This is a genomic window from Streptomyces sp. enrichment culture, from assembly GCF_964273255.1.
GTDB lineage: Bacteria > Actinomycetota > Actinomycetes > Streptomycetales > Streptomycetaceae > Streptomyces.
Window position 1 is genome coordinate 5,806,698 of record NZ_OZ186835.1, and the last position, 26,206, is coordinate 5,832,903.

Sequence of the window (26,206 nt, forward strand, 5' to 3'; positions counted from 1 at the left end):
TCCCCCGCACGATGGTCGGCACCGGAGCCCCCATCATCCGGTGGTCCGCCGCTCACCGGAAGGCCCCCTCGCGGCCGGGACGGCCCCGGCCGGTGCCGTGCGCACAGCACCGTGCCGCGGACCGGTGACCGGTCCGCGGCACGGAAGGGGGTGGGCGGCCGCCGCCGCACCGCTCACCGCGGTGCCGCACGGCCGCCGGGCTAGATGACCAGGGACAGCAGCATCACCAGGCCGCCCGCCACCACCGAGATGATCGTCTCCATCACCGACCAGGTCTTCACGGTCTGGCCGACGGTGAGGCCGAAGTACTCCTTCACCAGCCAGAAGCCCGCGTCGTTGACGTGGCTGAAGAACAGCGAACCGGCGCCGATGGCCAGCACCAGCAGAGCCGCGTGGGTGGTCGACATGTCGGCCGCGAGCGGGGCCACCAGACCGGCCGCCGAGACCGTCGCCACCGTGGCGGAGCCGGTCGCGAGCCGGATCGCCACCGCGATCAGCCAGCCCAGCAGCAGGGCCGGGATCGACCAGTCCTCGGATATCTCCAGGACCATCTGACCGACCCCGGAGTCGATCAGCGTCTGCTTGAAGCCGCCGCCCGCGCCGACGATCAGCAGGATGCCCGCGATCGGCCAGAGGCTCTTGTCCACCAGCTGCTGCATCCGCTCCTTGCTGAACCCGGCGGGCATGCCGAGCGTGAAGAAGCCGACCAGCACGGCCGCCAGCAGCGCGATCAGCGGGGAGCCGATCACGTCGAAGACCCGCTGCACGCTGTTCCCGGTGTCGTCGATGACGATGTCGACCAGCGCCTTGGCCAGCATCAGCACGACCGGCAGCAGGATGGTGAACAGCGTCGGGCCGAAGCCGGGCCGCTTCTCCAGCTCCTCGGAGGGGCGCTGCGGGATCATCCGCTCCGGTGCCGGGACGTCCACCCAGCGGGCGGCGTACCGGGAGAACACCGGGCCGGAGATGACGACGGTCGGGACGGCGACCAGCACGCCGAGCGCCAGCGTCACACCGAGGTTGGCGTCCAGCGCGTCGATCGCGACCAGCGGGCCGGGGTGGGGCGGGACCAGGCCGTGCATCACGGACAGACCGGCGAGCGCCGGGATGCCGATGCGCATCAGGGAGTAGTTGCCCCGCTTGGCGACCATCAGGACGACGGGGATCAGCAGCACCACGCCGACCTCGAAGAACAGCGGCAGGCCGATCACGGAGGCGATCAGCACCATCGCCCAGGGCATCGCGCGTCCGCTCGCCCGGGCGAGGATGGTGTCGACGATCTGGTCGGCACCGCCGGAGTCGGCGAGCATCTTGCCGAGGATGGCGCCGAGGGCGATCAGCACACCGACGTTGGCGACGGTGGAGCCGAGCCCGGAACCGAAGCTGAGGATGGCCTTGTCCAGCGGCGCTCCGGCGAAGGCGCCGAGCGCGAGCGACCCGATGGTCAGCGCGAGGAAGGCGTGCAGCTTGTACTTGGTGATGAGCAGGACGATGACGGCGATGCCCGCCAGGACGGCGATGCCCAGCTGAGCGTGGCCGGCCGAGGTGATCGGCTCGGGTGCGTCCGCTGCCAGCATCTCGACGCTGAGTCTGGTCACGGTGGATCCCTTGTTTCTACGGGGTGGGGGACGTGGGGGAAATGACGTGGGGGGTGGGGACGGGGGGAGCGGCTCCGGAGCCGTGGGGGCGCTCCGGTACCGGGGCGGGGATGCCCGGCCCCTGTGCCCGTGTCGGGGAGGGGAAGGGAGGGGGAGGGGTCGGGGAGGGGAAGGGAGGGGGGAGCGGACTAGGCCGTTTCTTTCGGATCACCTCGTCGACCAGATGAAGATGGCGGCGAGGTGCAGTCCGGCTAGGTAAATGGTGGCCGTCTTGTCGTAGCGGGTGGCCAGGCCGCGCCATTGCTTGAGCTTGTTGATGCACCGCTCGACGGTGTTGCGCTGCTTGTAGGTCTCGCGGTCGAAGGCCGGGGGACGGCCCCCGAGCCGACCACGTCGCTTGCGGTTCGCAGCCTGGTCCGCCGGCTGCGGGATCACCGCTCGGATCTTCCGCTGTCGAAGATGGAGGCGGATCGCCCGGGACGAATACGCCTTGTCGGCCAGGACCACGTCTGGCGTGACCCTGGGGCGGCCGATCCGTCTGGGCACCCGTAACCGGGCCATGACCTGCTCGAAGGCGGGTGCGTCACCTGCTTGACCCGGCGTGATGACGAACGCCAGCGGTCGGCAACCGCCGTCCGCGACGAGGTGGATCTTCGTGGTCAGTCCGCCGCGGGACCGTCCGAGGGCATGGTCAGCCGGCTCGCCGGCCGGGGCCCCTTTTGACGGGCCCCGGCGGCGTGCTGGTGTGCGCGCACGACAGTGGAGTCGACTGCGACGACCCAGTCGAGGTCGCCTTCGGCGTCGGCCTGGGCGAGCAGGGCGGTGAAGACCTTCTCCCAAGTGCCGTCGGCGGCCCACTTCCGCAGCCGGTTGTACGCGCCCTTCCACGACCCGAACTGCTCGGGCAGGTCCATCCACGGGGTGCCGGTGCGGTACTTGAACGCGATCGCGTCGATCACCTGCCGGTGATCACGCCACCGACCACCGCGCCGAGGGGTCCGGTCCGGCAACAACGGCTCGATGCGGGCCCACTGGGCGTCAGTCAACGACACACCCAGACCAACGATCCGATGATCTGAAAGAAACGGCCTAGGCGGGGGGCTCGGGCAGTTCCGCCAGGGCCGCCAGCGCCCGCTCGGTGATCTCCGCCGGGGCGGGCGTCACGTCCACGGCGGCCCCCGCCTCGTCGGGTTCGAGCGGCTGGAGCGTGGCGAACTGCGAGTCGAGCAGGCCCGTGGGCATGAAGTGGCCCTTCCGCTGCGCGAGCCGCTCCGCGACGAGCGCGCGGTCACCCGTGAGGTGCAGGAAGACGAGGCCGGGGGCCGCGTCCCGCAGGCGGTCGCGGTAGGCGCGCTTGAGGGCCGAGCAGCTCACCACACCGCCGAGCCCGGCGCGTCCGCGCGCCCAGTCGCCGATGGCGTCCAGCCAGGGCCACCGGTCGTCGTCGGTGAGCGGGATCCCGGCCGACATCTTCTCGATGTTGGCCCGGGGGTGGAAGTCGTCCGCCTCGGCGTACGGGACGCCGAGCCGGTCCGCCAGCAGGTTTCCGACCGTGGTCTTGCCGGTGCCGGAGACCCCCATGACCACGACGACGCTGGGGATTTTCATCGCTGCCCTCACTGTCTGCATGTCCTCGTCGACACGTGATGTCGACGCAACTGAAGCTCATTGGTCAGACGAATTCAAGACTGTGTGACTTATAAGTCTGACTTTTTGTTTCCGTGATCCGCCCCGTACGCTGAGTGCATGAGCACAACCGGCCGGGGGCTGCACGGACGCGTACTGGACTCCCTCGGCCCCGAGATCACGGCGGGGAAGTACCCTGCGGGCAGCGTCCTGCGCACCGACGAACTCGCTCAGCGCTTCGACGTGTCGCGGTCCGTGATGCGCGAGGTGGTGCGCGTCCTGGAGTCGATGCACCTGGTCGAGTCCCGGCGCCGCGTGGGCGTGACGGTGCTGCCGGCCCAGGAGTGGAACGTCTACGACCCGCAGGTCATCCGCTGGCGGCTGGCCGGTGCCGACCGCCCCCGGCAGCTGCGGTCCCTGACCGTGCTCCGCTCGGCCGTCGAACCGGTCGCGGCCGGACTGGCCGCCCGGCACGCCACGCCCGAGCAGTGCGCCGAACTCACCCGCTGCGCCCTGGGGATGGTCGCCCACTCACGCGGTCAGCAGCTGGAGGGCTACCTGATCCACGACATCGCCTTCCACCGCGTGATCCTCACGGCCTCCGGCAACGAGATGTTCGCCCGCCTCGGCGGCGTCGTCGCCGAGGTCCTGACCGGCCGTACCCAGCACGACGTCATGTTCGACGACCCCGACCCGGCAGCCGTCACCCTGCACGTCCAGGTGGCGGAGGCGGTACGGGAGCGCGACGCCGACCGCGCCGAGCGGCTGACGCGGGAGATCACCGTGGGAGCCCTGGAGGAACTGGACGTCCTGGCCCCGTGACGCCGGCGTCCCGCGCGGCCGTGCCGCGGCACCGGGCGGACCCGCCCGCCACCGGGTTGCCGCCGGACGCCGGCCCCGCGGCACGGCGTCCTCGCACGGGCCCGCCGTCCGGCGCCCGCGCCCGGCCCGCGGTGTCCGTCCCCCGGTGTGCCGCGGGCCCGACCACGCGCCCCGGGCCCGGCTCCCGCGCGGCGGTCCGCACCTCGCGCTGGCGGCCGGAGCCGTCCCTCCGCCCGGCCTCCGCGGGGCCCTCGCCCCGCTACGCCTCGGTGACGTCCCCGTCGACGTACACCCACGCCCCGGCCACCCGCTCGAACCGGCTGCGCTCGTGCAGCGAACCGCCCCGGTGGGACGCCCGGAAGGTGACCGTTCCCGTCGCGTCGAAGGCGGATCCGTCGGTGGTGTCCAGGATCTCCAGCCCGGTCCAGCGCACGGCCGGATCGAGGTCGAGCCGGGCCGGCCGCGTCCGCGGGTGCCACGTCCGCAGCAGGTACCCGGTGTCCCGCAGGACGAAGGCGCTGTAGCGCGACCGCATCAGGCGCTCCGCCGTCGGTGCGGCGGCGGCCCCGGAGTGCAGACGGCCGCAGCAGGCCTCGTACGTCTCCGGGAGCCCGCAGGGGCAGGAACGAGTGGCCATGTCACCCTCCGCGACCAGTGGTGTCCGACAACGCCCGAGGGCCGCGACCTCGTGGTCGCGGCCCTCGCGCTTCATGTGTCCGAGGGGGGACTTGAACCCCCACGCCCGATAAAGGGCACTAGCACCTCAAGCTAGCGCGTCTGCCATTCCGCCACCCGGACAAGGTGTCTGTCGCGCGGGTTTCCCCCCGCGGCGACGACGTAAACATTACCAGGTGTTCAGGGGTGGCCGATCACCCCGCCGCCCCGCCCCGCGGCACCGGACCCGCGGGGCGGCACGCCCCGCGGGTCCGGTCCGGGGCTTGGGGCCCGGCCGCCGAGGGGGGAGGATGGGGGGACCCACCAGCGGGGCCGCCGCCGGGCGCCCCGGTGCACCAGCGGGAACGAGCGGGAGGAAGCACGTGAGCGGGACCGACACGGCCAGGAACGTCACCGGCGAGGACGAGGTCGTGGACCTCTGCCGCGAGCTGATCCGGATCGACACCAGCAACTACGGCGACCACTCGGGTCCCGGCGAGCGCAAGGCGGCCGAGTACGTCGCCGAGAAGCTCGCCGAAGTGGGACTGGAGCCGCAGATCTTCGAGTCGCACCCCGGACGGGCCTCCACGGTGGCCCGCATCGAGGGCGAGGACCCGTCCCGCCCCGCGCTGCTCATCCACGGTCACACCGACGTCGTACCGGCCGATGCCGGGGACTGGACCCACCACCCCTTCTCCGGCGAGATCGCCGACGGGTGCGTCTGGGGGCGCGGCGCCGTCGACATGAAGGACATGGACGCGATGACCCTCGCGGTCGTCCGCGAACGGATGCGCACCGGCCGCAAGCCGCCGCGCGACATCGTCCTCGCCTTCCTCGCGGACGAGGAGGCCGGCGGCACGTACGGGGCCAAACACCTGGTCCGCAAGCATCCCGAGCTGTTCGAGGGCGTCACGGAGGCCATCGGCGAGGTCGGCGGCTTCTCCTTCACGGTCAACGAGAAGCTGCGCCTCTACCTCGTCGAGACGGCCGAGAAGGGCATGCACTGGATGCGGCTCACCGTCGAGGGCACCGCCGGACACGGCTCGATGACCAACACGGACAACGCCATCACCGAGCTGAGCGAGGCCGTCGCGCGCCTCGGCCGGCACCAGTGGCCGGTCAGGGTGACCAAGACCGTCCGGGCCTTCCTCGACGAGCTCTCCGACGCCCTGGGCACCGAGCTCGACCCGGAGAACATGGACGAGACCCTCGCCAAGCTGGGCGGCATCGCCCGCATGATCGGCACCACCCTGCGCAACTCGGCGGCGCCCACCATGCTCGGTGCGGGCTACAAGGTCAACGTGATCCCCGGCCAGGCCACCGCCCACGTCGACGGACGCTTCCTGCCCGGTTACGAGGAGGAGTTCCTCGCCGACCTCGACCGCATCCTCGGCCCGCGCGTCAAGCGGGAGGACGTGCACGCCGACAAGGCCCTGGAGACCGACTTCGACGGCCGGCTGGTCGACGCGATGCAGCTGGCGCTCAGCGCCGAGGACCCGATCGCGCGGGCCGTGCCGTACATGCTCTCCGGCGGCACGGACGCCAAGTCCTTCGACGACCTGGGCATCCGCTGCTTCGGGTTCGCGCCGCTGCAGCTGCCGCCGGAGCTGGACTTCGCCGGGATGTTCCACGGGGTCGACGAGCGGGTGCCGGTGGACGGCCTCAAGTTCGGTGTCCGGGTCCTCGACCGCTTCCTCGACGCGTCCTGACGACGAGGCCGGCCGCGTGCCGGAAGGACCGCGTGCTGAACCGCCGCGTGCTGAAAGCGCCGGGGACGGGAAAGGACCGGCCCGCGCACGCGGTGGGCCGGTCACGAATCGCGCAGGCGTGCGGAGTTGACCGGGACGAGTGAATGCGACCATAAGCTCGTAGCCTCATTACTCCCTCCTCGTTACCCGTGATGTGATCCGCGCTTTTGGATCGCATTGCCAACAAGGAGGAATAATGATCAAGAAGGTCGTCGCTGCTGCGGCTGCCACGGGTGGTCTGGTTCTCGCGGGTGCGGGCATGGCCGTCGCCGACTCGGGTGCCCAGGGTGCCGCCGTGCACTCCCCGGGCGTCGTGTCCGGCAACGTCATCCAGGTTCCGGTGCACGTCCCGGTGAACGTCTGCGGCAACACGGTCTCCGTGATCGGGCTGCTGAACCCCGCCTTCGGCAACACCTGCGTCAACCAGTGACGTCATCCCTCGCTCGTTAGGGCGGGTTCTTTTCAGGGTTGAAACCGCCGGCCCCGGAGTGCGCGCCATGCACTCCGGGGCCGTCCGGTCTCGAGTACGTCCACTTCCCGGGAATCCGCCACGATCGGCATTCCCGGCACGAGGTCGAAGGCAGGAACACAGCAATGCGACAGGTCACCCGCAAGGGGCTGATGACCATGGCGGCCGCGACCGGCATGATCGCCGCCGCGGGCGGAGCCGCCCACGCCGACGCCGGGGCGCAGGGCGCCGCGGCGGGGTCGCCCGGCGTGCTCTCCGGCAACTCGGTGCAGGCGCCGGTGCACGTGCCGGTGAACGTCTGCGGCAACACGGTCGACGTCGTCGGCCTCCTCAACCCCGCGATGGGCAACGCCTGCGCCGACCGGAGCGCCCCCGCGCCGGACGGCTACGGCGACGCGGGCCACCACGGGGCCTCCTCCGGATCCCACGCCGGCGGGCACACCTCCGATTCGCCCGGAGTGGCCTCCGGCAACAACGTCCAGGTCCCCGTCCACGCCCCGGTGAACGTCTGCGGCAACAGCGTCGACATCATCGGTATCGGCAACCCCGCCTTCGGCAACGGCTGCGCCGACGGCGGCTCAGGCGACCCGGGAGAGCCGGGCACGCCCGGAACGCCGGGGCAGCCGGGAACGCCGGGCACGCCCGGAACGCCGGGGCAGCCGGGAGAGCCGGGCACGCCCGGAACGCCGGGGCAGCCGGGCACGCCGGGCACCCCGGGGCAGCCGGGAACGCCGGGGGCCGAGACCCCGGGCGGCTCCCACGGCGGCGACGACCGGGGCAACCGCTCCGTCGACGCGCACCAGGCCGAGGCGGCACTCGCCGCCACCGGCAGCGAGCTGCCCCTGGGCCTGGTGCTGCCGGTCGGCGCCGGTGCGCTGCTCGCCGGAGCCGTCCTGTACCGCAGGGCCCGCTCCGCGGCCTGACGGGCCGGCCGGGCACGGTCCGCCGCACACGGCAGGGAGCGGGACCCGCGCCCGCGGGACCCGCTCCCTGCCGCCTCACCCCGGGACGGCACGTCCCGACGGTGAGCCGGGTCTCACCAGGTGGCCCGTACCTGACGGATGATGCGCCGCCGCAGCCGCACCCTGCGGCTGCCGTCGCGCAACAGCGTCAGGCGGTACAACTCCCAGTGCCCGTACTCCGCGTGGTCGGTCAGCAGGCGTGCCGTCTCCTTGCGGGACACCCCGCGCGGCACGTACACGTCGACAAATTCGTATTCCGGCATCGCATCTATTGTGCGGGCTGGGCCCCGGTACGGATAGCGTCAGCACTATGTCTGATGCTGCGCAGCCCACCGCTGCCGAGGTACGCGCCGCCGCCGAGGCGGTCAAGACCGCGCTCGACCGCCACCTGGCCGCGGTCGAACGCCGGTCGGGCGAGGACGACCCGGCCGTCTACGAGGCGTTCAACGAGCTGGCCGCGGCCGCGGAGGAGTACGACGAACTGCTCTACGACCGGTACGACGAGGTCACCCCGTTCGAGATCCCCGGCGAGGAGCCGCTGCCGCCGTACACCGGCCCCGACGAGCCGAGCGCTCTGAGTGTGCTGATCCGACGCGACTACGCCGTCGCCGAACCCCAGCGGCTGCGCGCCCACGCCCAGCGGATCGAGGCGGCCGACGACGACGGCGGCGGGGAGGCGTCGGGCACGGTGCACGGTGCGCTCGGCCTGCTGTTCGGCGAGTTCGAGCCCGACGAGATCGCCTCCCGGCACGCGGAGTTCGGGCTGGAGGAGGGCGACTCCACCCTCTGGGTCACGGTCTCCGACGAACCGGCGGAACCGGGCGAGTGGCTCGAAGCCCCCTTCGAGGGCGCCGACCCGCAGCGGGTGATCTGCCGCTTCGACGTGAGCGCGGTGTTCGACGACGACCTCGACGACGACGAGGACGACGACCTCGACGACGCGCTCGCCCGGACCCTGACCGGGGACCCGGACGGGGACGAGGACCTGGAGCCGCTCGACGCCGACCGCTGACCGCCGCACCGGACACGCCCCACGGCGGTGACACCTCGGTGTCACCGCCGTCGGCGTGCCCGGCCCCTGACGTACGCGCTGCGTGACCGGCCGCGGCGTGGCCACCCGGGGCGTCCGCCGCGCGTCCCCGGCGCGTCCACGGCGTGTCTCCGGCGCGTCCACGGCGTGTGGCCGGTCCGCGGGCGTCCGTGTGGCGGCGCGCCCCGCGGGGGGCTCAGCCGTCCGCCGCGGCCGCCTGCGGGGCCAGCAGCACGGGCAGCCGGGTCGTGCGCGGCTTCGCCGGCACCTCGGCCACCGCGCGCGGCAGTGCCTGCTCCACGCCGTGCACCACCGACAGGTGCCGGTCCGCCCTGCCGAACGCGGTGTAGACCCAGGGACGGCTCAGTACGCCCGCCGCGTCCCCGGGCAGCACCACGACCACCGCGGGCCACCGGCAGCCCACCGCCTGGTGCGCGGTCAGCGCCCAGCCGTGCCGCACCGACCGCTCCACCCGGTCCCTGGGCACGGTCACGGCCTCGCCCGCGCAGGACAGGTGCAGCCCCTCGGCGTCGGCCCGCACCACCCGGCCCGGCACCGTGCGCCCCGGGGCGGGGGAGTAGGCGATGCGGTCACCGGGGTCGAAGCCGCCGAAGCGACCGGGGCCCGGGTTGAGCCGCTCCTTGAGCGCCGCGTTCAGCACCCGGGTGCCGACCGCGCCCCCGTGACCCGGGGTGATCACCTGCGTCTCCTCGGCGGGCACCCCGATCGCCCGGGGCACGGAGTCCACCACGAGCTGCACCGTCCGGTGCACGGCCTCGCCCGCGTCCCGCACCGGCACGATCACGACCTCCTTGCCGGGCGCCTCGACCCGGAGCAGCTCACCGGCCCCGATCCCCGAGACCAGCTCGCCCAGCGGGCCGGGATCCGGCCGCCGGGAAGCCACCTGCGGGCACACCCGCGAGGCCAGCAGGTCCGCGAACACCCGGCCCGGACCGGCCGATTCCAGCACCCCCGGATCCCCGGCCAGCACCAGCCGGGCCCCGTCCGGCAGCGACTCCGTGAGCAGCGCGGCGGCCTCGACGTCCAGCTGCGGTGCGTCGAGCACGACCAGCAGGTCCAGGGCGAGAGCCCCCTCGGCGTCCCGGCCCGGCCCCTCCGCTCCGGACAGCAGCCCGGTCACCGTGGCGACACCCGGCTCCTCACCGCCGCCGGGCCCGCCCAGCAGCGCGGCGAAGGAGCGCCGTCCAGCGGGGGCGTGCGTGGCCGCCCAGGCGCGCAGCCCGAGACCGTGCGCGGCCCGCAGCAGCGCCGCCGGCTCGGCGGCCGACGCGGCGCCGCCGGTGTGCAGCACCAGGCCATGTCCGGCGACGGCCCGGATCAGGTCGGCCGCGGCCCCCTCGGCGGCGCCGGCCGCCTGCTCCCAGCCGGCGGCGGAACCGCCTTGGTCCGGCACCGAGCCGGCCAGCCGGGCCAGACCGTCGGCCAGGCTCTCCTCGGCCAGCGCGTACCGCTCCAGACCCACCAGCACGCGGACCGGACGCTCCTCGCCGGCCTCCCCGGCCTCCGGGACCTCACCGTCGCCCCCGGTCTCCGCCGCCGCCCCGGACGGAGCCGCCGGCCGGCCGTCGTCCACGGCGTCCTGGAAGACCAGGACCTCCCCTTCCGCGATCGCGTCCTGCACGGCCGTCTCCGCGTCCGGCACGCCCTGCCGCGCGAGCGCGGCCGTCAGGGCCGGGAGGTCCAGGGCGGTGTGCCCGGCCGTCGCCGCCTGCTCCAGGAGCCAGACGGCGACCGCCCGCCCCCGGCGGCCGTCGTCCGGCCCGGTCCCCGGGCCGAGCAGGGACCGCGCGAAGCCGTCGGCCTGTTCCGGCCGCACCCCGGCGACCCGCAGCAGCTGCCAGGGATCCGTCCGCAGCGCCTCGGCGGCCCCCTCGCCCAGCACGGCGGCCGCGGGCCCCGCCAGCGCCTCGGGGGCGCCGCCCCGGACCAGGACCTCCCGCACGGCGCCGACGGCCTCGGGGGCGGGCGCCGCCTCGGCGGGCGCGGCCACCGGCGTCCGGCGCACCGGTTCGGGCGCCGGACGCCGGGGGGCGGGCTCGGCCTCCTCGAACACCGTGGCGCGCACCGGCCGCGCCCCGCTCTCCACGGCCCGCACGGCGGCCAGCAGGTCGGCCGCCGGCCCGCTGAGCTTCGCCCCGGCCTCGACCGGCCCCCGCTTCTGCGCCTTGCGCCGCTCGATCCGCTCCCGCTCGACCTGCTGCGCCAGCAGCTCCGCCTCGGCCTCGGACACCTGCGCGCCCCCGGCGGCGGTGCCCTCGTCCGGCGATCCGGCCGCCGCGGCCTCCCCCTCCGGCGCGTCCCCGCCCGCCGGGGCCGCCCCGAGGGCCTGCGCCGGGGCCGCCTCCGGAGGGTGCCGCTCCCCGGCGGCCGGTGCGTCCGGGTGTCCGCCGCTCTCCGCCCCGCCCGGCGTCCCCGGCCCGGTGTCCTGAGCGGTCTTGGGCGGCTCCGTGCTCACAGCGTGCTCCAGTCGTGATCGGGATAGCGGTGCACGGGCGCCGACACGTCGTCGAGCGCCCGGCAGATCTCGTCAGGAAGAGTAAGCGCCTCCACTGACAACGCCGCCGCGAGCTGCTGCGCGGTGCGCGCCCCCACCACGGGCGCGGTCACGCCGGGCCGGTCGCGCACCCACGCCAGGGCGACCTGGAGCGCGGTCACCGCGAGGCCGTCCGCCGCCGTGGTCACCGCGTCCACGATGCGGGCGGCCGTGTCGTCGAGGTACGGCGCGACGAACGGCGCCAGGTGCTCCGAGGCGCCGCGCGAGTCCGCCGGCGTGGCGTCGTTGCGGTACTTGCCGGTCAGTACGCCCCGGCCGAGCGGCGAGGACGGCAGCAGCCCGACCCCCAGGTCGATCGCGGCGGGCAGTACCTCCCGCTCCACGCCCCGCTGCAGCAGCGAGTACTCCATCTGGGTGCTCGCCAGCCGGGTGCGCGGACCCGGTGCGGCCAGCTGCCAGGTCGCCGCCTTGGCCAGCTGCCACCCGCAGAAGTTCGACACCCCGGCGTACCGGGCCCGCCCGCTGGCGACGGCCGTGTCGAGCGCCTGGAGGGTCTCCTCCAGCGGGGTGTCCGGGTCGTAGGCGTGGACGTGCCACACGTCCACGTACTCGGTGCCCAGCCGGGCGAGCGAGGCGTCCAGGGCGGAGAGCAGGTGCCCGCGCGAGCCGTCGAAGCGCCGGCCGGGGTCCCGGACGCTGCCCGCCTTGGTCGAGATGACCAGGTCCCGGCGCGGGACCAGGCCGTCCATCAGCTTGCCCAGCAGGTACTCGGACTCCCCGTCGCCGTACACGTCCGCGGTGTCGACGAGGGTGCCGCCCGCCTCCCAGAAGGTCTTCAGCAGGTCCGCGGCGTCGTGTTCGTCGGTGTCCCGGCCCCAGGTCAGGGTCCCGAGCCCGATCCGGGACACACGCAGGCCGGTACGGCCGAGATGCCTCTGCTCCATGGACGCCGAGATTACTGGCCGGGGACGGCGATGTGGGGGCCTGTGGACAACGATTTCCGGGGTGCCCGGGGCCGGCCCGGCGGGTCGCCGGACCGGGCCCGCGGGACGCCCGGGAGCACGCCCGCCCGGCCGCCGGCGGTATAGGGTCGGCGGACACGCGACGTTACTCATCGGTAAGGGGAGAGGGTCATGCAGCTCGGGATCAACCTCGGCTACTGGGGCGCCGGAATGGACGCGGACAATCTCGCCGTGGCGCAGGAGGCGGACCGCCTCGGCTACGCGGTCTGCTGGGCCGCCGAGGCCTACGGGTCCGACGCCGCCACCGTGCTCACCTGGGTCGCCGCCCAGACCGAACGGATCGACGTCGGCTCGGCCATCTTCCAGATCCCCGCCCGCCAGCCGGCGATGACCGCGATGACCGCGGCCACCCTCGACTCCCTCTCCGGCGGCCGCTTCCGCCTCGGCCTGGGCGTCTCCGGCCCGCAGGTCTCCGAGGGCTGGTACGGCGTCAAGTTCGACAAGCCCCTCGCCCGCACCCGCGAGTACGTCGAGATCGTCCGCAAGGCGATGACCCGCGAGCGGCTGACGCACGACGGCGAGCACTGGACCCTCCCGCTGCCCGGCGGCCCCGGCAAGCCGATCAAGCTCACCGTGCACCCGCAGCGCGAGCACATCCCGCTGTACATCGCCGCGATCGGCCCGAAGAACCTGGAGCAGACCGGCGAGATCGCCGACGGCGCCCTGCTCATCTTCCCGGCGGCGGAGCACCTGGAGGAGACCGCCGTACGGCACCTGCGCGCGGGCCGCGAGAAGGCGGGCAGGACCCTGGACGGCTTCGACATCTGCCCCACCGTCCCGCTCGCCGTGGGCGACGACAAGGACATCACCGCGCTCGCCGACACCTTCCGCCCCTACACCGCCCTCTACGTCGGCGGCATGGGCAGCCGCAAGCAGAACTTCTACAACCAGCTCGCCGGCCGCATGGGCTACGAGCGGGAGGCCGCCGAGATCCAGGACACGTACCTGTCCGGCGACAAGCAGGGTGCGGCCGCCGCCGTGCCGCACGACCTGATCGACAAGACGACGCTCCTCGGCTCCGTCGACCGCATCGCCGACCGGATGAAGGCCTACGCCGCCGCCGGGGTCACCACCCTGACCCTCGCCCCGGCGGGCTTCACGCTCGACGAGCGCCTCGCCTCCCTGCGCGCCGGCACCGAGGCGCTGGAGCGGGCCGGCCTCGCCTGAAAGACCCACGGCCGTGGTGGGGGCTCGGGGGTCTTCCCCGCCACGGCCGTCACGCGGTACAACGCCCCCGCGGCTCGGCGGTTACGGCCCCGGGCGCCGTCTTCCGGCCCGGACGGCCGCCCCGGGGGGCCCGCCCGGGCCGTACCGGGACGTCCCCCGTTCGGAGCAGTGGCCCCCGTACCCCTGTTGCGACCTCGCCCGCTCCCGCATTTGACTCTTCTCCTGCGAGCCCGCGGAAGAGGTGGTCACGATGCTTTCGGCCAGGAGTCTGTTCCAGGAGATCCTCGACAACGACGAGTCGTTCGCCCTGTTCTGCTCGATCGCCGCGAGCGGCGAGTCGCAGGGCGGCTGGGAGAACGCCCGCATCGCCGCGCTGGTCCCCGAGGACCAGCGGGACCTCGCCCCCAAGATCACGCGACACGGCGCCGACGAGGACAAGCACGGCCGCATCTTCAACGCCCTGATGAGGAAGCGCGGCGTGCAGCCCGTGCCCGTACCGCCCGAGACCGACTACACGATGCTGCTGGAACGGCACGGGATCGGCCTGGCCCACGCCAGGCTGCGGCGCGACGAGGCCCTCACCGCGGCGGACATCGTCACCTACCTCGCCCACAGCCGGGTGACCGAACAGCGCGCGTCCGAGCAGATGGAACTGCTGCGCACCCACTTCGCCGGCCATCCCGAACTCGGCCGCGCGGTCCGCATGATCTCCCGGGACGAGGACAACCACCTCGCCTACTGCCACGAGGAGCTGCTGCGGCTCGCCCGCGCCGGCCACGGGCGGGCCATCCAGCGCGCCCTGCGGGAGTGCGCGCTCGCCGAGATCGCCGTCCACCGGGACGTCAGCCTCGCGGTCATGGCCCACATGGGCCGCATCCTCGGCTGGTCCCGGCCCAGGGCCGCGATGCTGGCGGCGGGCATCCGCGCGAGGTACGTCTACGAGCGGCTGGCCGGCTGGCACCGCATGGTCTCGCTGAGGATGCCGGAACGCCGCGACGCCCTGGGCGGACCGGCGAGCACCGTCCCGGAGTTCGCCTGACGGCGGCCACGGCCCGGCCCGCCCGCCGGGACGGGCGGGCCGTGACCCGTCACATCCACCCGCGCCGCTTGAACGTCCGGTACAGCAGCACCTCCAGCACCACCATGAACAGCAGCACCACCGGATAGGCACCGGACCACCGGAGTTCCGGCATGTGCTCGAAGTTCATGCCGTAGATGCCCGCGATCATGGTCGGCACCACCGCCATGGCGGCCCACGCGGAGATCTTCCGCATGTCGTCGTTCTGCCGCACGCTCATCCGCGCCAGGTGCGCCGACAGGATGTCCGACACCAGCCGGTCCAGCCCCTCCACCGAGTCGTTGACCCGCGTGAGGTGGTCCTGCACGTCGCGGAAGAACGGCCGTGCCTCGTCCGCCACGAACGGCACCCCGGCGCCGAACGTGCCGATCCCGGCGAGCCGCGTCATCGGCATCGTCAGAGGGCCGGTGGCCCGCCGGAACTCCAGGATCTGCCGCTTGAACGTGTAGATCCTCGACGCGGTGTTCTTCGACCCCTCGCCCTCCGGGTCGAAGACCTCCGTCTCCAGCTCCTCCAGGTCGTTCTGCAGCTCGGCCGCCACCTCCAGGTAGTGGTCGACGGCCGCGTCGGCGACCCCGTACAGCACCGCCGTCGGCCCCGTCCCCAGCAGCTCCGGCTCGTGCTCCAGCCGGTCGCGCACGGCCGCGAGCGGGGCGCTCTCGCCGTGCCGGACGGTCACCACGAAGCCGTCACCGAGGAAGACCATGACCTCCCCCGAGGAGACCGTGTCGCTCTCCGGCTCGTAGTCGACCGGCTTGAGCACGACGAACAACGAGTCGTCGTAGACCTCCAGCTTCGGCCGCTGATGCGCCTTGAGGGCGTCCTCCACGGCCAGCGGGTGCAGCCCGAACTCCCGCGCCACCAGGTCGAACTCGCCCGCGTCGGGCTCGTGCAGCCCGATCCAGACGAAGCCGCCCGCCGCGCGGGCCTGCGCCAGCGCGTCGGAGTAGTCCCCGGGCGCTTCGGTCCGCCGCCCCTCCCGGTACACCGCACAGTCGACGATCACGGACCGCATTCCCCCTTCACCGGCACGGCACCGCACCGGTGCGTGCGCCTACCCTGGGCCGCATGCCCACCTTGCTCCTGGTCCGGCACGGACGCTCCACCGCCAACACCGAGGGACTGCTCGCCGGCCGCACGCCGGGTGTCGCCCTCGACGACCGCGGGGCCGAGCAGGCCGCCGCGCTGCCCGCCCGCCTGGCGGAACTCCCCCTCGACGAGGTCGTCGTCAGCCCGCTGCAGCGCTGCCAGGAGACCGTCCGGCCGCTGCTCGACGCCCGCCCGGGCCTCACCGCGCACACCGACGACCGCATCGGCGAGTGCGACTACGGCGACTGGACGGGACGCAAACTCGCCGAACTCAAGGACGAACCCCTCATGGAGGTGGTGCAGGCGCACCCCTCGGCCGCCGCCTTCCCCGGCGGCGAGTCCCTGCGCGCGATGCAGACCCGCGCCGCCGAGGCGGTGCGGGAGTGGAACGCGCGCGTGGAGCGCGAGCACGGCGCCGACGCCGTCTACCTCATGTGTTCGCACGGGGACATCATCAAGTCCCTCGTCGCGGAAGCACTCGGACTTCATCTCGACCTCTTCCAGCGGATCTCCGTGGAACCGTGTTCCATCACCGCGATCCGTTACACCCGGCTGCGCCCCTTCCTCGTCCGCCTGGGCGACACCGGGGATTTCGCCTCCCTGGCGCCGCGCGATCAGCCACCGGCGGAGGACGCCCCGGTCGGGGGCGGTGCGGGCGCACCGTGATCGTCGGCCGCAGTAGGGTGAAGCGGTCGCAGCCGTGGTCCCCATGAACCGACGCCCGTGCCCACCACTCTCAATGGAGACAGGACGTGTCCCGTCAGGTGTTCCTCTACGACCAGCCGGAACGTTTCGTGGCCGGTACGGTCGGACTGCCAGGGCGCCGTACGTTCTTCCTCCAGGCCTCAGCCGGTTCCCGCGTGACCAGCGTGGCCCTGGAGAAGACCCAGGTCGCGGCGCTCGCCGAGCGCATGGACGAACTGCTCGACGAGGTCGTACGCCGTAGCGGCGGCAACGCCGCCGTCCCGGCCGTGGCCCCCGCCGACGTTCCCGACACCGCTCCGCTGGAGACTCCGGTGGAGGAGGAGTTCCGGGTCGGGACCATGGCGCTGGCCTGGGACGGCGAGGAGCAGCGCATGATCGTCGAGGCGCAGGCCCTCGTCGAACTCGACGCCGAGTCCGAGGAGGACCTCGCCGAGGCCGAGGAGCGGATGCTCCAGGACGAGGAGAACGGACCCCCCATGCTGCGGGTCCGCCTCACCGGCGCGCAGGCCCGCGCCTTCGCCAAGCGCGCCCTGGACGTCGTCAACGCCGGGCGGCCGCCGTGCCCGCTGTGCAGCCTCCCGCTCGACCCGGAAGGACACGTATGTCCGCGCCAGAACGGATACCGCCGCGGAGCGTGACCACCACCGACCCCGCCGTCACGACGCTGCTCGCCGAGGGGGAGCTGACCGTGCGCGGCCGCATCCGCGAGGCGTCCAACACGGCGCTGTACTGCACCGTCACCCATGAGGGCCGCGAGGCCGCCTGCGTCTACAAGCCGGTCGCCGGGGAGCGCCCCCTGTGGGACTTTCCGACGGGGACGCTCGCCGGGCGGGAGGTCGCCGCCCACCTGGTCTGCGCGGCCACCGGCTGGGACCTCGTGCCGCCCACCGTGCTGCGCGACGGCCCCCACGGCGAGGGCATGTGCCAGCTGTGGGTGGAGACGGTGCCCGGGGACGCGCTGCTCGCCGTGGTGGAGGGCGAGGAGGCCGAGCCGGGCTGGAAGGCCATCGGCTTCGTCGACACCGGGGACGGCGGCACCGCCCTCCTGGTGCACGCCGACGACCCGCGGCTGCGCCGGCTGGCGGTGCTCGACGCCGTGATCAACAACGCCGACCGCAAGGGCGGTCACCTGCTCCCCGCGGCCGGCGGCCGGCTGTACGGCATCGACCACGGTGTCACCTTCCACACCGAGGACAAGCTGCGCACCCTGCTGTGGGGCTGGGCGGGGGAGCCGCTGACCGAGGAGGCCCGCGAGGTGCTCACCGGCCTCGGGGCGGCCCTGGCGGACGACGGCCCGCTGTCCGCGGCTCTCGCGCCGCTGCTCTCCGCCGAGGAGATCGACGCCACCCGGGCGCGCGTGGCCGCGCTGCTCGCCGCAGGGACCCACCCGGCGCCCGGCGGGCAGTGGCCCGCCATCCCCTGGCCCCCCGTGTGACCGCGGCGCACGCGGGCACATCGGGCGGCCACGCGCAAGAGTGCCTTCACGGCCATCCGGCCCGCTCCGGTTCGTATCCGGAACTCCGGTCCGGTTAGGCTCGCTCCATGCATGCCTGGCCCGCTTCCGAAGTCCCCGCCCTGCCCGGCCGGGGCCGCGACCTGAGGATCCACGACACCGCGACCGGCGGCCTCGTCACCCTCGATCCCGGTCCCGTCGCCCGCATCTACGTGTGCGGCATCACCCCGTACGACGCGACCCACATCGGGCACGCGGCGACGTACAACGCGTTCGACCTCGTGCAGCGCGTGTGGCTCGACACCGAGCGGCAGGTCCACTACGTCCAGAACGTCACCGACATCGACGATCCGCTGCTGGAGCGGGCGGACCGCGACGGCGTCGACTGGGCGGCCCTCGCCGAGCAGGAGACCTCCCTGTTCCGCGAGGACATGACGGCCCTGCGGATGCTGCCCCCGCGGGACTACATAGGCGCCGTGGAGGCCATACCGGGGATCGTTCCGCTGGTGGAGCGGCTGCGGGAGCTGGGCGCCGCCTACGAGGTCGACGGCGACATCTACTTCTCCGTCGAGTCCGACCCCCACTTCGGCGAGGTCTCCCGCCTGGACGCGGCCGCCATGCGGCTGCTGTCGGCCGAACGCGGCGGCGACCCGGACCGGCCCGGCAAGAAGGACCCCGTCGACCCCATGCTCTGGATGGCCGCCCGCGAGGGCGAGCCGAGCTGGGACGGCGGCTCGCTGGGCCGCGGCCGTCCCGGCTGGCACATCGAGTGCGTCGCCATCGCCCTCGACCGCCTCGGCATGGGCTTCGACGTCCAGGGCGGCGGCTCCGACCTCGTCTTCCCGCACCACGAGATGGGCGCCTCGCACGCCCAGGTGCTCACCGGCGAGTTCCCCATGGCCAAGGCCTACGTGCACGCCGGCATGGTCGCCCTGCACGGCGAGAAGATGTCCAAGTCCAAGGGCAACCTGGTCTTCGTGTCCGCCCTGCGGCGCGAGGGCGTCGACCCGGCCGCGATCCGCCTGGCCCTGCTCGCCCACCACTACCGGGCCGACTGGGAGTGGACCGACCAGGTCCTCCAGGACGCCCTGACCCGGCTCGGCCACTGGCGCGCGGCGGTCTCCCGCCCCGACGGCCCGCCCGCCGACGCCCTGGTCGAGGAGATCCGCGAGGCCCTGGCGAACGACCTGGACGCCCCGGCGGCCCTGGCGGCCGTCGACCGCTGGGTGGTCCTCCAGGAGAGCGAAGGGGGCACGGACGCGGGCGCGCCCGGCGTCGTCTCCCGCGCCGTCGACGCCCTGCTCGGCGTCGCCCTGTAGCGGGGCCGGGTCCGCGCGGTCCGGGCGGGCCCGGCAACGGCCGGGGCTCCCGTCCCCCCGGGGGGACGGGAGCCCCGGGCCCGTTCACTCCTCGGACGGCTCCTCGCCGTCCCGTTCGGTGCCGCCGGTCTCCGTCTCCGTCTCCGTCTCCGGCTTCGGCGGCCTCGACGGCCGGGCGCGGCCGCCCGGGCCCTCCCGCCGGTAGGAGGCCGGGCCCTCGCCGCCGTCGGTGGCGTGCCCGCCGGGCGCGGGGCCCGACGCCCCGTCACGACGCCGCAGGTACCGCTCGAACTCCCGGGCGATGGCCTCGCCCGACGCCTCGGGCAGCTCGGCGGTGTCCCGGGCCTCCTCCAGCGACTGCACGTACTCGGAGACCTCGCTGTCCTCCGCGGCCAGCTGGTCCACGCCCACCTGCCAGGCCCGCGCGTCCTCCGGCAGCTCGCCCAGCGGGATGCGCACGTCGATCAGGTCCTCCAGGCGGTTCAGGAGGGCCAGCGTGGCCTTCGGGTTGGGCGGCTGCGACACGTAGTGCGGGACCGCCGCCCACAGCGACACCGCCGGGACCCCGGCGTGCGTGCACGCCTCCTGGAGGATGCCGACGATGCCCGTGGGGCCCTCGTACCTGGTCTCCTCCAGGTCCATGCGCCGCGCCAGGTCCGGGTCGGACGTGGTCCCGCTGATCGGTACCGGACGGGTGTGCGGGGTGTCGCCGAGCAGGGCGCCCAGGACGACCACCATCTCCACGCCGAGCTCGTGGGCGAAGCCGAGGAGCTCGTTGCAGAACGAACGCCACCGCATCGACGGCTCGATCCCGCGGACTAGGACGAGGTCGCGCGGCTTGTCGCCGCCCACCCGGACCACGGACAGCCGCGTCGTCGGCCAGGTCACCTTGCGGACCCCGCCGTCCATGAACACCGTCGGACGGTTGACCTGGAAGTCGTAGTAGTCCTCGGCGTCCAGCGCCGCGAAGACCTCGCCCTTCCATTCCCGCTCCAGGTGCGCGACCGCGGTGGAGGCGGCGTCGCCGGCGTCGTTCCAGCCCTCGAACGCGGCCACCATGACCGGGTCGATCAGCTCGGGAACCCCCTCGAGCTCGATCACCCAGCGCCTCCTTCCGACGTGCCCTCGCGTACCCCCCAACCTTACGGCGTGCCGCGGGGACGCCCGCAGCCCCCGTGCGGGGGGAGTGACCCCATGACTGCCCCGGGAGTCACCCGGACACACCCCCGCCCCCCCGGGCGCGCCGCCCGGAGGACCGGGGCGAACTCCCGTGCGGTGCCGCCGGGGTGACGCCGCGTCCCGGCCCGGACGGCCGCCCGGACACCCGGCCTAGGACGCCGCGGCCGGACGTCGGCACAGCGGTGGGGGCGGCCCCCGTCGGCGTGGGACCGCCCCCTTCCCGGCCCCGCCCCCCGCGCGGAACCCGGGATCCGCACCCCGCTGCGGCGGGGCCGGTGTCTACTTCCTGTCGAGCAGGTCCTGGACACGTCCGCGGACCTCGTCCGTGGCCAGGCCGCGGATCGTCAGGGTGGTCCGGCGCCGCAGCACGTCGTCGGCGGTCTCGGCCCACTCGTGGTCCCGGGCCCACACGACCTGCGCCCAGATCTCCGGCGCGTCCGGGTGCACCCGCTGCGCCAGCGCCGGGTCGTCGTTGGCCAGCCGGGCGATGTCGAACGCCAGCGAACCGTAGTGGGTGGCCAGGTGCCGGGCGGTGTCCGCCGCCATGCGGGGACCGGGCGCCGGCCCGTCCACCAGCAGCCGGTGGGCGACCGCGCGCGGGTTGGCGACGCCCGGCAGCGGCAGCTTCTTCGGCAGCGACGCCACCGGCTCGAAGTCCTCGCCCAGCGGGTGCCCTGGCAGCGCCTGGAGCTTCTGCATGACGGTGCGGCCGATGTGCCGGAAGGTGGTCCACTTGCCGCCCGCGACCGACAGCATGCCGGCCCGGCCCTCGGTGACGACGGTCTCCCGCTTGGCCTTGGCGGTGTCGCCGGGGCCGCCGGGCAACACCCGCAGCCCGGCGAAGGCGTAGGTGATCAGGTCCCGGTCGAGCTGCTGGTCGCGGATGGAGAACGCGGCCTCGTCGAGTATCTGGGCGACGTCCTTGTCGTTGACGGCGACGTCCGCCGGGTCGCCCTCGAACTCCTCGTCGGTCGTGCCGAGGAGCAGCATGTCCTCCCAGGGGAGGGCGAAGGTGATGCGGTACTTGTCGATCGGCGTGGCGAGCGCGGCCTTCCAGGGCGAGGTGCGCTTGAGCACCAGGTGGGCGCCCTTCGACAGGCGGATCGACGGCGCGGCGCCCGGGTCCTCCATGCGGCGCAGGTGGTCGACCCACGGGCCGGTCGCGTTCAGCACCAGCCGGGCGTTCACCCCGAACTCGTCCCCGGAGAGCCGGTCGCGCAGCTCGGCGCCGGTGACCCGGCCCCGGGTGAAGCGCAGGCCGGTCACCTCGGCGTGGTTCAGGACGACCGCGCCCGACTCGGCGGCCGCGCGGACCGTCATCAGAGCCATGCGCGCGTCGTTCATCTGGTCGTCGCCGTACACGGCCACGGCCTTGAGGCCGTCGGTGCGCAGCTCCGGCACGTCGCGGGCGGCCTTGGCGGGCGACAGGAGGTGGCCGACGCCGTCGCCGAAGGCCGACAGCGCCGAGTAGGCGAAGACGCCGGCCCCCAGCTTCGCCGCGCCGTGCGGCCCGCCCTTGTACACGGGCAGGTAGAAGGTGAGCGGGTTCGACAGGTGCGGGGCCACCTGCCGGGAGACCGCACGGCGCTCGAAGTGGTTCTCCGCGACCAGCTTCACCGCGCCGGTCTGCAGGTAGCGCAGACCGCCGTGGAGCAGCTTGGAGGAGGCGGAGGAGGTGGCGCCGGCGAAGTCGCCGGCGTCCACCAGTGCCACCCTGAGACCGGACTGCGCGGCGTGCCAGGCGGTCGAGATGCCCAGGATGCCGCCGCCGATCACGAGGAGGTCGTACGACGCCTTGGTGAGCTGGTCCCGGGTCTCGGCCCGGCTCGGGTTCGAGCCGGAGGCCGGGTGCGTCCCCAGGGCAGGCACGGACTGCAGGGTGGACTGAGTGGTCATGTCGGGTTCTTGCTCCTCGTCAGTCTTCGTCGTCGATCCAGCCCATGGTCCGCTCGACGGCCTTGAGCCAGCTCTTGTACTCGCGGTCGCGGGTGTCCGCGTCCATCCGGGGCGTCCACTCGGCGGCCCGCCGCCAGTTGGCGCGCAGGTCGTCGGTGCTGTTCCAGAAGCCGACGGCGAGGCCGGCGGCGTAGGCGGCGCCGAGGCAGGTGGTCTCGGCGACCATCGGGCGCACCACGGGGGCGTCCAGGAAGTCCGAGAGGGTCTGCATCAACAGGTTGTTGGAGGTCATGCCGCCGTCGACCTTGAGGGCGGTCAGCTCCACCCCGGAGTCCTTCGTCATGGCGTCCGCGATCTCCCGCGTCTGCCAGGCGGTGGCCTCCAGGACGGCGCGCGCGAGGTGCGCCTTGGTCACGTACCGGGTGAGGCCGGCGATGACACCGCGGGCGTCGGAGCGCCAGTACGGGGCGAACAGGCCGGAGAAGGCCGGCACGAAGTAGGCGCCGCCGTTGTCCTCGACCGAGAGCGCGAGCGTCTCGATCTCGGCGGCGGTGGAGATCAGGCCCATCTGGTCGCGCATCCACTGCACCAGCGCGCCGGTGACGGCGATCGAGCCCTCCAGGGCGTAGACAGGCTTCTGCCCGCCGATCTGGTAGCCGACGGTGGTCAGCAGCCCGCTGTAGGAGTTGATGACCTTGTCGCCGGTGTTCATCACCATGAAGGTGCCGGTGCCGTAGGTGGACTTGGTCTCGCCCTCGGAGAAGCACGTCTGGCCGAACAGGGCCGCCTGCTGGTCGCCCAGGGCGGAGGCGACCGGGATGCCGCCGAGCAGGTCGCCCAGCTTGCCGCCCTTGATCTCGCCGTAGACCTCCGCGGAGGAGCGGATCTCGGGGAGCATCGCGGTGGGCACGCCGATGGACTCGGCGATCTTCTCGTCCCACTGCATGGTGTGCAGGTTCATCAGCATGGTGCGGGACGCGTTGGTGACGTCCGTGACGTGGTGGCCGCCGTCGGTGCCGCCGGTCAGGTTCCAGATGACCCAGGTGTCCATCGTGCCGAAGAGGATGTCGCCGGCCTCGGCGCGCTCCTTCAGGCCCTCGACGTTGTCGAGCAGCCACCGGGCCTTCGGGCCCGCGAAGTAGGAGGCCAGCGGCAGGCCGGTCTCGCGGCGGAAGCGGTCCTGGCCGACGTTGCGGCCCAGCTCGCGGCAGAGGGCGTCGGTACGGGTGTCCTGCCAGACGATGGCGTTGTGGACGGGCTCACCGGTGTTGCGGTCCCACAGCACGGTGGTCTCGCGCTGGTTGGTGATGCCGATGGCCTTGATGTCGTCGCGGGTGATGCCGGCCTTCTCGATCGCGCCGGCGACGACCTCCTGGACGTTGGTCCAGATCTCCGTGGCGTCGTGCTCGACCCAGCCCGGCTTGGGGAAGATCTGCTCGTGTTCCTTCTGGTCGACGGAGACGATCCGGCCGTCGCGGTCGAACACGATGCAGCGGGACGAGGTCGTGCCCTGGTCGATGGCTGCGATGAAGGGGCCGGCGGTGTGGGCGTCGGTCACTGTGTGCTCCTGGGAGTTCCTTGGTTACGGGGCTGAACGTACGGCGCTGCGGCGAAGTCCTGGCGGCGGCCGGCGGGCATACGGGGGCTCTCAGGCGAGAGCGACGTTGTAGATGCCCGCCGCGAGGGCGCCGCCGATGAGCGGACCGACCACCGGGACCCAGGCGTAGGACCAGTCCGAGCCGCCCTTGTTGGGCAGCGGCAGCAGGGCGTGCACGATGCGCGGACCGAGGTCGCGGGCCGGGTTGATCGCGTACCCGGTCGGGCCGCCGAGGGAGAGACCGATCGAGACGACCACGAGCGCGGTGATCAGTCCGCCCAGGACGCCGAGGCCGTTGCCCTCGTCGTTCAGGCCCTGCGTGAGCACGGCGAGCAGCAGCACCATGGTGCCGATGATCTCCGTGGCGAGGTTCTGCACCGGGTTCCGGATCTCGGGGCCGGTGGAGAAGACGCCCAGCACCGGGCCCGCGCCCTTCTCCTGGGCCTCGACCGCCTTGGCGGTGGTCGCCTGGGCGCCCGGCCCGCCGACGATCTCCTTGTCGGTCAGGTGGACCTGGAACTGCCCGTAGTACGCCATCCAGACCAGAGTGGCACCAATCATCGCGCCGAGGAACTCTCCGGCGAAGTAGACGGGAACGTTGCTCCAGTCGCCGTCCTTGATGGCGAGGGCCAGGGTGACGGCCGGGTTGAGGTGGGCGCCGGAGAGCGGCCCGGCGATGTAGACGGCCGTCATGACGGCGAACCCCCACCCGAAGGCGATGGCGAGCCAGCCGGCGTTGCGGGCCTTGGAGGCCTTCAGCGTCACGGCGGCACACACACCGCCGCCGAGCAGGATGAGTATGGCGGTACCGATGGTCTCGCCGATGAAGATGTCGGAGCTGGACACCCGCGACTCCTTTGTCCTTCGTCCAGGGAAGCCGACCCCCGGGTCCCTCCGGGGATGGGCGCCCTCGGAAATTGAGAGCGATGCCGGCCCTTGGCGTTGTCACACTCTAGCGCGTATTGCCGGTAGGTGTTCGACAATGCCGACCGATGGACGGGAGTCTCGCCGTGGCGTGTTCCGTGCGTCAAGGGTCTGGTTGTCGAAAACGCGATCGTTACTGATCACGGCCCGTCAGATGTCCCGGCGCACCGAGGGCACACCCTCCCGCGCGGGCGCGTCCTTCGTCCGCCGGGGTCCGGACGGGCGGCCGTCCCGCGAGCGCTCCGGCCCCGGGCACGACGGCGGCCGGAGCGCCGGCCCGGCGCCCCGGTCGAAGGTCCAACCTCGCTCAGAAGCGGCGCGCGCCCAGGTCCCGGGACACCGACCGGGCGCAGTCCCGCACCGCGGCGATCAGTTCCGGCCGCAGGTCGCCGTCCCCGCGCAGCCGCTCCACCGCACCGGTCACCCCGACCGCCCCCACCGGCATCCGCCGCCGGTCGTGGATGGGCGCCGCGATGGACGCCACGCCCTCCCAGGTCTCCTCCACGTCCGCCGCGTAGCCACGCGCGCGGGTCAGGTCCAGGATCTGCTCGAAGGCGTCCGGATCGCACACCGTGCGGTCGGTGAACGCCTTGCGGTCCGCGTCCAGGGCCTCGCTGTGCGCCACCGGGTCGTAGGCGGACAGCACCTTGCCCAGCGCGGTGGAGTGCAGCGGCTGCATGGCCCCGATCTCCAGGACCTGCCGGCTGTCGTCCGGCCGGAAGACGTGGTGCACGATCAGCACGCCCTGCTGGTGCAGCACGCCGAGGTAGACGCTCTCCCCGCTGGAGCGGGCCAGGTCGTCCGTCCACACCAGGGCCCGGGCCCGCAGCTCGTGCACGTCCAGGTAGGTGGTGCCCAGGCGCAGCAGTTCGGCGCCCAGCTGGTAGCGGCCGGAGGCGTCGTCCTGCTCCACGAAGCCCTCCTGCTGGAGGGTGCGCAGGATGCCGTGCGCGGTGCCCTTGGCCAGGCCCAGCGAGGAGGCGATGTCCGAGAGGCCGAGCCGCCGCTCGCCGCCCGCGAGCAGGCGCAGCATCGCCGCCGCCCGTTCGAGCGACTGGATGTTCCGTGCCATCGCCGTACTGCCTCCGTCCCCTTCGACCGTCGACCTGCGACGCCGCTGCCGCTGTTCGGCATTGCCGAACACTACCGGTCGATGCCGACCTCCCGCCAATGGTCGGAGGTCATCGGTCGCCTCACTCGTCCTGCGCAACGGGTGCCGCCCATCATGGTCCGGCCCGTGGACGCTCCGAACATCGGCACGCGGTCCCGGCTACCCTGGCCGCGTGCGCCCCTGCCGGGGAAGGCCCGTGACGCCTCCCCCCACGCAGCCGCAAAGCCGACAGCCGTCGCATC

Annotated in this window: 24 protein-coding genes and 1 tRNA gene; 11 read left to right on the top strand and 14 right to left on the bottom strand. The window is 73.4% G+C overall.

The annotated features are described in order from the left end of the window. Positions 1-200: 200 nt before the first annotated feature. From ACSU53_RS25280 to ACSU53_RS25290, 3 genes are all read right to left on the bottom strand, one after another. Positions 201-1,598, bottom strand: a complete 1,398-nt coding sequence (locus ACSU53_RS25280) for a GntP family permease (protein WP_437031285.1) — start codon at positions 1,596-1,598, stop codon at positions 201-203. A gap of 207 nt (positions 1,599-1,805) precedes the next feature. Next, positions 1,806-2,665, bottom strand: a protein-coding gene (locus tag ACSU53_RS25285; RefSeq protein ID WP_437032984.1) for an IS5 family transposase whose coding sequence is annotated in 2 segments (ribosomal slippage) — positions 1,806-2,320 and positions 2,320-2,665 — 861 coding nt in all. Because the reading frame shifts where the segments join, the coding sequence is not laid out codon by codon here. A 22-nt stretch (positions 2,666-2,687) separates the two neighbouring features. Further along, positions 2,688-3,206 carry a gluconokinase gene (locus tag ACSU53_RS25290; protein WP_437031287.1) on the bottom strand — a complete coding sequence of 173 codons (519 nt, stop codon included), beginning with the start codon at positions 3,204-3,206 and terminating at the stop codon, positions 2,688-2,690. A 138-nt stretch (positions 3,207-3,344) separates the two neighbouring features. Here ACSU53_RS25290 and ACSU53_RS25295 point away from each other — a divergent pair, with 138 nt between their 5' ends. Next, entirely contained in the window at positions 3,345-4,046 is a 702-nt protein-coding gene (locus tag ACSU53_RS25295) for a FadR/GntR family transcriptional regulator (protein ID WP_437031288.1), read from the top strand. A gap of 259 nt (positions 4,047-4,305) precedes the next feature. Here ACSU53_RS25295 and ACSU53_RS25300 read toward each other — a convergent pair whose 3' ends face one another. Then, positions 4,306-4,683: a YchJ family protein gene (locus ACSU53_RS25300; protein ID WP_437031290.1), complete on the bottom strand. Its 378-nt coding sequence runs from the start codon at positions 4,681-4,683 to the stop codon at positions 4,306-4,308. Between the two features lie 76 nt (positions 4,684-4,759). After that, positions 4,760-4,844: transfer RNA gene (locus ACSU53_RS25305), tRNA-Leu, on the bottom strand. A 239-nt stretch (positions 4,845-5,083) separates the two neighbouring features. Here ACSU53_RS25305 and ACSU53_RS25310 point away from each other — a divergent pair. The 3 genes from ACSU53_RS25310 (at position 5,084) to ACSU53_RS25320 (ending at position 7,840) form a co-directional block, all read left to right on the top strand. After that, positions 5,084-6,409 (top strand): M20/M25/M40 family metallo-hydrolase, encoded by a 1,326-nt coding sequence (locus ACSU53_RS25310; RefSeq protein ID WP_437031292.1) that lies wholly within the window; start codon positions 5,084-5,086, stop codon positions 6,407-6,409. A 235-nt stretch (positions 6,410-6,644) separates the two neighbouring features. Beyond that, a complete protein-coding gene (chpH, locus tag ACSU53_RS25315; RefSeq protein WP_437031293.1) occupies positions 6,645-6,878 on the top strand; it encodes a chaplin ChpH in 234 nt (77 codons plus the stop codon). A gap of 164 nt (positions 6,879-7,042) precedes the next feature. Beyond that, positions 7,043-7,840 (top strand): chaplin, encoded by a 798-nt coding sequence (locus tag ACSU53_RS25320; protein WP_437031295.1) that lies wholly within the window; start codon positions 7,043-7,045, stop codon positions 7,838-7,840. Positions 7,841-7,953: 113 nt separating this feature from the next. Here ACSU53_RS25320 and ACSU53_RS25325 read toward each other — a convergent pair whose 3' ends face one another. Next, positions 7,954-8,142, bottom strand: coding sequence for a DUF5703 family protein (locus ACSU53_RS25325; RefSeq protein WP_437031297.1), 189 nt, complete (start codon positions 8,140-8,142; stop codon positions 7,954-7,956). A gap of 47 nt (positions 8,143-8,189) precedes the next feature. Between ACSU53_RS25325 and ACSU53_RS25330 the strand changes: the two genes are divergently transcribed. Next, a complete protein-coding gene (locus ACSU53_RS25330) occupies positions 8,190-8,891 on the top strand; it encodes a hypothetical protein (RefSeq protein ID WP_437031299.1) in 702 nt (233 codons plus the stop codon). Between the two features lie 214 nt (positions 8,892-9,105). On the opposite strand, the gene ACSU53_RS25335 is transcribed toward ACSU53_RS25330, so the two are convergent. Both ACSU53_RS25335 and ACSU53_RS25340 read right to left on the bottom strand, forming a co-directional pair. After that, positions 9,106-11,385 (bottom strand): helix-hairpin-helix domain-containing protein, encoded by a 2,280-nt coding sequence (locus ACSU53_RS25335; RefSeq protein WP_437031301.1) that lies wholly within the window; start codon positions 11,383-11,385, stop codon positions 9,106-9,108. Beyond that, positions 11,382-12,368 (bottom strand): aldo/keto reductase, encoded by a 987-nt coding sequence (locus tag ACSU53_RS25340; RefSeq protein WP_437031303.1) that lies wholly within the window; start codon positions 12,366-12,368, stop codon positions 11,382-11,384. The genes ACSU53_RS25335 and ACSU53_RS25340 overlap by 4 nt, the downstream gene beginning before the upstream one ends. A 189-nt stretch (positions 12,369-12,557) precedes the next feature. Between ACSU53_RS25340 and ACSU53_RS25345 the strand changes: the two genes are divergently transcribed. Further along, positions 12,558-13,613, top strand: a complete 1,056-nt coding sequence (locus ACSU53_RS25345) for an LLM class F420-dependent oxidoreductase (RefSeq protein WP_437031305.1) — start codon at positions 12,558-12,560, stop codon at positions 13,611-13,613. 250 nt (positions 13,614-13,863) lie between these two features. Then, complete coding sequence (locus ACSU53_RS25350) at positions 13,864-14,652, top strand: ferritin-like domain-containing protein (protein ID WP_437031307.1); 789 nt, start codon at positions 13,864-13,866, stop codon at positions 14,650-14,652. Between the two features lie 49 nt (positions 14,653-14,701). Here ACSU53_RS25350 and ACSU53_RS25355 read toward each other — a convergent pair whose 3' ends face one another. After that, a complete protein-coding gene (locus tag ACSU53_RS25355; protein ID WP_437031308.1) occupies positions 14,702-15,697 on the bottom strand; it encodes a magnesium and cobalt transport protein CorA in 996 nt (331 codons plus the stop codon). 62 nt (positions 15,698-15,759) lie between these two features. Here ACSU53_RS25355 and ACSU53_RS25360 point away from each other — a divergent pair, with 62 nt between their 5' ends. The 4 genes from ACSU53_RS25360 (at position 15,760) to mshC (ending at position 19,257) form a co-directional block, all read left to right on the top strand. Then, on the top strand, positions 15,760-16,446 hold the full coding sequence (locus ACSU53_RS25360; protein WP_437031310.1) for a histidine phosphatase family protein: 687 nt from the start codon (positions 15,760-15,762) through the stop codon (positions 16,444-16,446). Positions 16,447-16,532: 86 nt separating this feature from the next. Further along, the gene (locus ACSU53_RS25365; protein ID WP_437031312.1) at positions 16,533-17,123 is read left to right on the top strand and encodes a DUF3090 domain-containing protein; all 591 of its coding nucleotides are present in this window, start codon (positions 16,533-16,535) and stop codon (positions 17,121-17,123) included. Beyond that, entirely contained in the window at positions 17,087-17,920 is an 834-nt protein-coding gene (locus tag ACSU53_RS25370) for an SCO1664 family protein (RefSeq protein WP_437031314.1), read from the top strand. The genes ACSU53_RS25365 and ACSU53_RS25370 overlap by 37 nt, the downstream gene beginning before the upstream one ends. Before the next feature lie 107 nt (positions 17,921-18,027). Beyond that, positions 18,028-19,257 carry a cysteine--1-D-myo-inosityl 2-amino-2-deoxy-alpha-D-glucopyranoside ligase gene (mshC, locus tag ACSU53_RS25375; protein WP_437031315.1) on the top strand — a complete coding sequence of 410 codons (1,230 nt, stop codon included), beginning with the start codon at positions 18,028-18,030 and terminating at the stop codon, positions 19,255-19,257. Between the two features lie 84 nt (positions 19,258-19,341). Here the strand turns inward: mshC and ACSU53_RS25380 are convergent, their stop codons facing one another. The 5 genes from ACSU53_RS25380 to ACSU53_RS25400 all read right to left on the bottom strand — a co-directional run bounded on the left by ACSU53_RS25380 (position 19,342) and on the right by ACSU53_RS25400 (position 25,925). Further along, entirely contained in the window at positions 19,342-20,358 is a 1,017-nt protein-coding gene (locus ACSU53_RS25380; protein WP_437031317.1) for a PAC2 family protein, read from the bottom strand. Positions 20,359-20,715: 357 nt separating this feature from the next. Continuing rightward, a complete protein-coding gene (locus ACSU53_RS25385; RefSeq protein WP_437031319.1) occupies positions 20,716-22,332 on the bottom strand; it encodes an FAD-dependent oxidoreductase in 1,617 nt (538 codons plus the stop codon). A 19-nt stretch (positions 22,333-22,351) separates the two neighbouring features. Then, positions 22,352-23,890 carry a glycerol kinase GlpK gene (glpK, locus tag ACSU53_RS25390; RefSeq protein WP_437031321.1) on the bottom strand — a complete coding sequence of 513 codons (1,539 nt, stop codon included), beginning with the start codon at positions 23,888-23,890 and terminating at the stop codon, positions 22,352-22,354. 90 nt (positions 23,891-23,980) lie between these two features. Then, positions 23,981-24,775 carry an MIP/aquaporin family protein gene (locus tag ACSU53_RS25395; RefSeq protein WP_437031323.1) on the bottom strand — a complete coding sequence of 265 codons (795 nt, stop codon included), beginning with the start codon at positions 24,773-24,775 and terminating at the stop codon, positions 23,981-23,983. 385 nt (positions 24,776-25,160) lie between these two features. Next, complete coding sequence (locus ACSU53_RS25400; protein ID WP_437031325.1) at positions 25,161-25,925, bottom strand: IclR family transcriptional regulator; 765 nt, start codon at positions 25,923-25,925, stop codon at positions 25,161-25,163. Positions 25,926-26,206 lie beyond the last annotated feature (281 nt).

Coding starts and splice junctions, on each gene's coding strand:
- ACSU53_RS25290 (WP_437031287.1), bottom strand. CDS start 3,206: ATGAAAATCCCCAGCGTCGTCGTGGTCATGGGGGTCTCCGGCACCGGC.
- ACSU53_RS25295 (WP_437031288.1), top strand. CDS start 3,345: ATGAGCACAACCGGCCGGGGGCTGCACGGACGCGTACTGGACTCCCTC.
- ACSU53_RS25300 (WP_437031290.1), bottom strand. CDS start 4,683: ATGGCCACTCGTTCCTGCCCCTGCGGGCTCCCGGAGACGTACGAGGCC.
- chpH (WP_437031293.1), top strand. CDS start 6,645: ATGATCAAGAAGGTCGTCGCTGCTGCGGCTGCCACGGGTGGTCTGGTT.
- ACSU53_RS25320 (WP_437031295.1), top strand. CDS start 7,043: ATGCGACAGGTCACCCGCAAGGGGCTGATGACCATGGCGGCCGCGACC.
- ACSU53_RS25325 (WP_437031297.1), bottom strand. CDS start 8,142: ATGCCGGAATACGAATTTGTCGACGTGTACGTGCCGCGCGGGGTGTCC.
- ACSU53_RS25330 (WP_437031299.1), top strand. CDS start 8,190: ATGTCTGATGCTGCGCAGCCCACCGCTGCCGAGGTACGCGCCGCCGCC.
- ACSU53_RS25340 (WP_437031303.1), bottom strand. CDS start 12,368: ATGGAGCAGAGGCATCTCGGCCGTACCGGCCTGCGTGTGTCCCGGATC.
- ACSU53_RS25345 (WP_437031305.1), top strand. CDS start 12,558: ATGCAGCTCGGGATCAACCTCGGCTACTGGGGCGCCGGAATGGACGCG.
- ACSU53_RS25350 (WP_437031307.1), top strand. CDS start 13,864: ATGCTTTCGGCCAGGAGTCTGTTCCAGGAGATCCTCGACAACGACGAG.
- ACSU53_RS25360 (WP_437031310.1), top strand. CDS start 15,760: ATGCCCACCTTGCTCCTGGTCCGGCACGGACGCTCCACCGCCAACACC.
- ACSU53_RS25370 (WP_437031314.1), top strand. CDS start 17,087: ATGTCCGCGCCAGAACGGATACCGCCGCGGAGCGTGACCACCACCGAC.
- mshC (WP_437031315.1), top strand. CDS start 18,028: ATGCATGCCTGGCCCGCTTCCGAAGTCCCCGCCCTGCCCGGCCGGGGC.
- ACSU53_RS25385 (WP_437031319.1), bottom strand. CDS start 22,332: ATGACCACTCAGTCCACCCTGCAGTCCGTGCCTGCCCTGGGGACGCAC.
- ACSU53_RS25400 (WP_437031325.1), bottom strand. CDS start 25,925: ATGGCACGGAACATCCAGTCGCTCGAACGGGCGGCGGCGATGCTGCGC.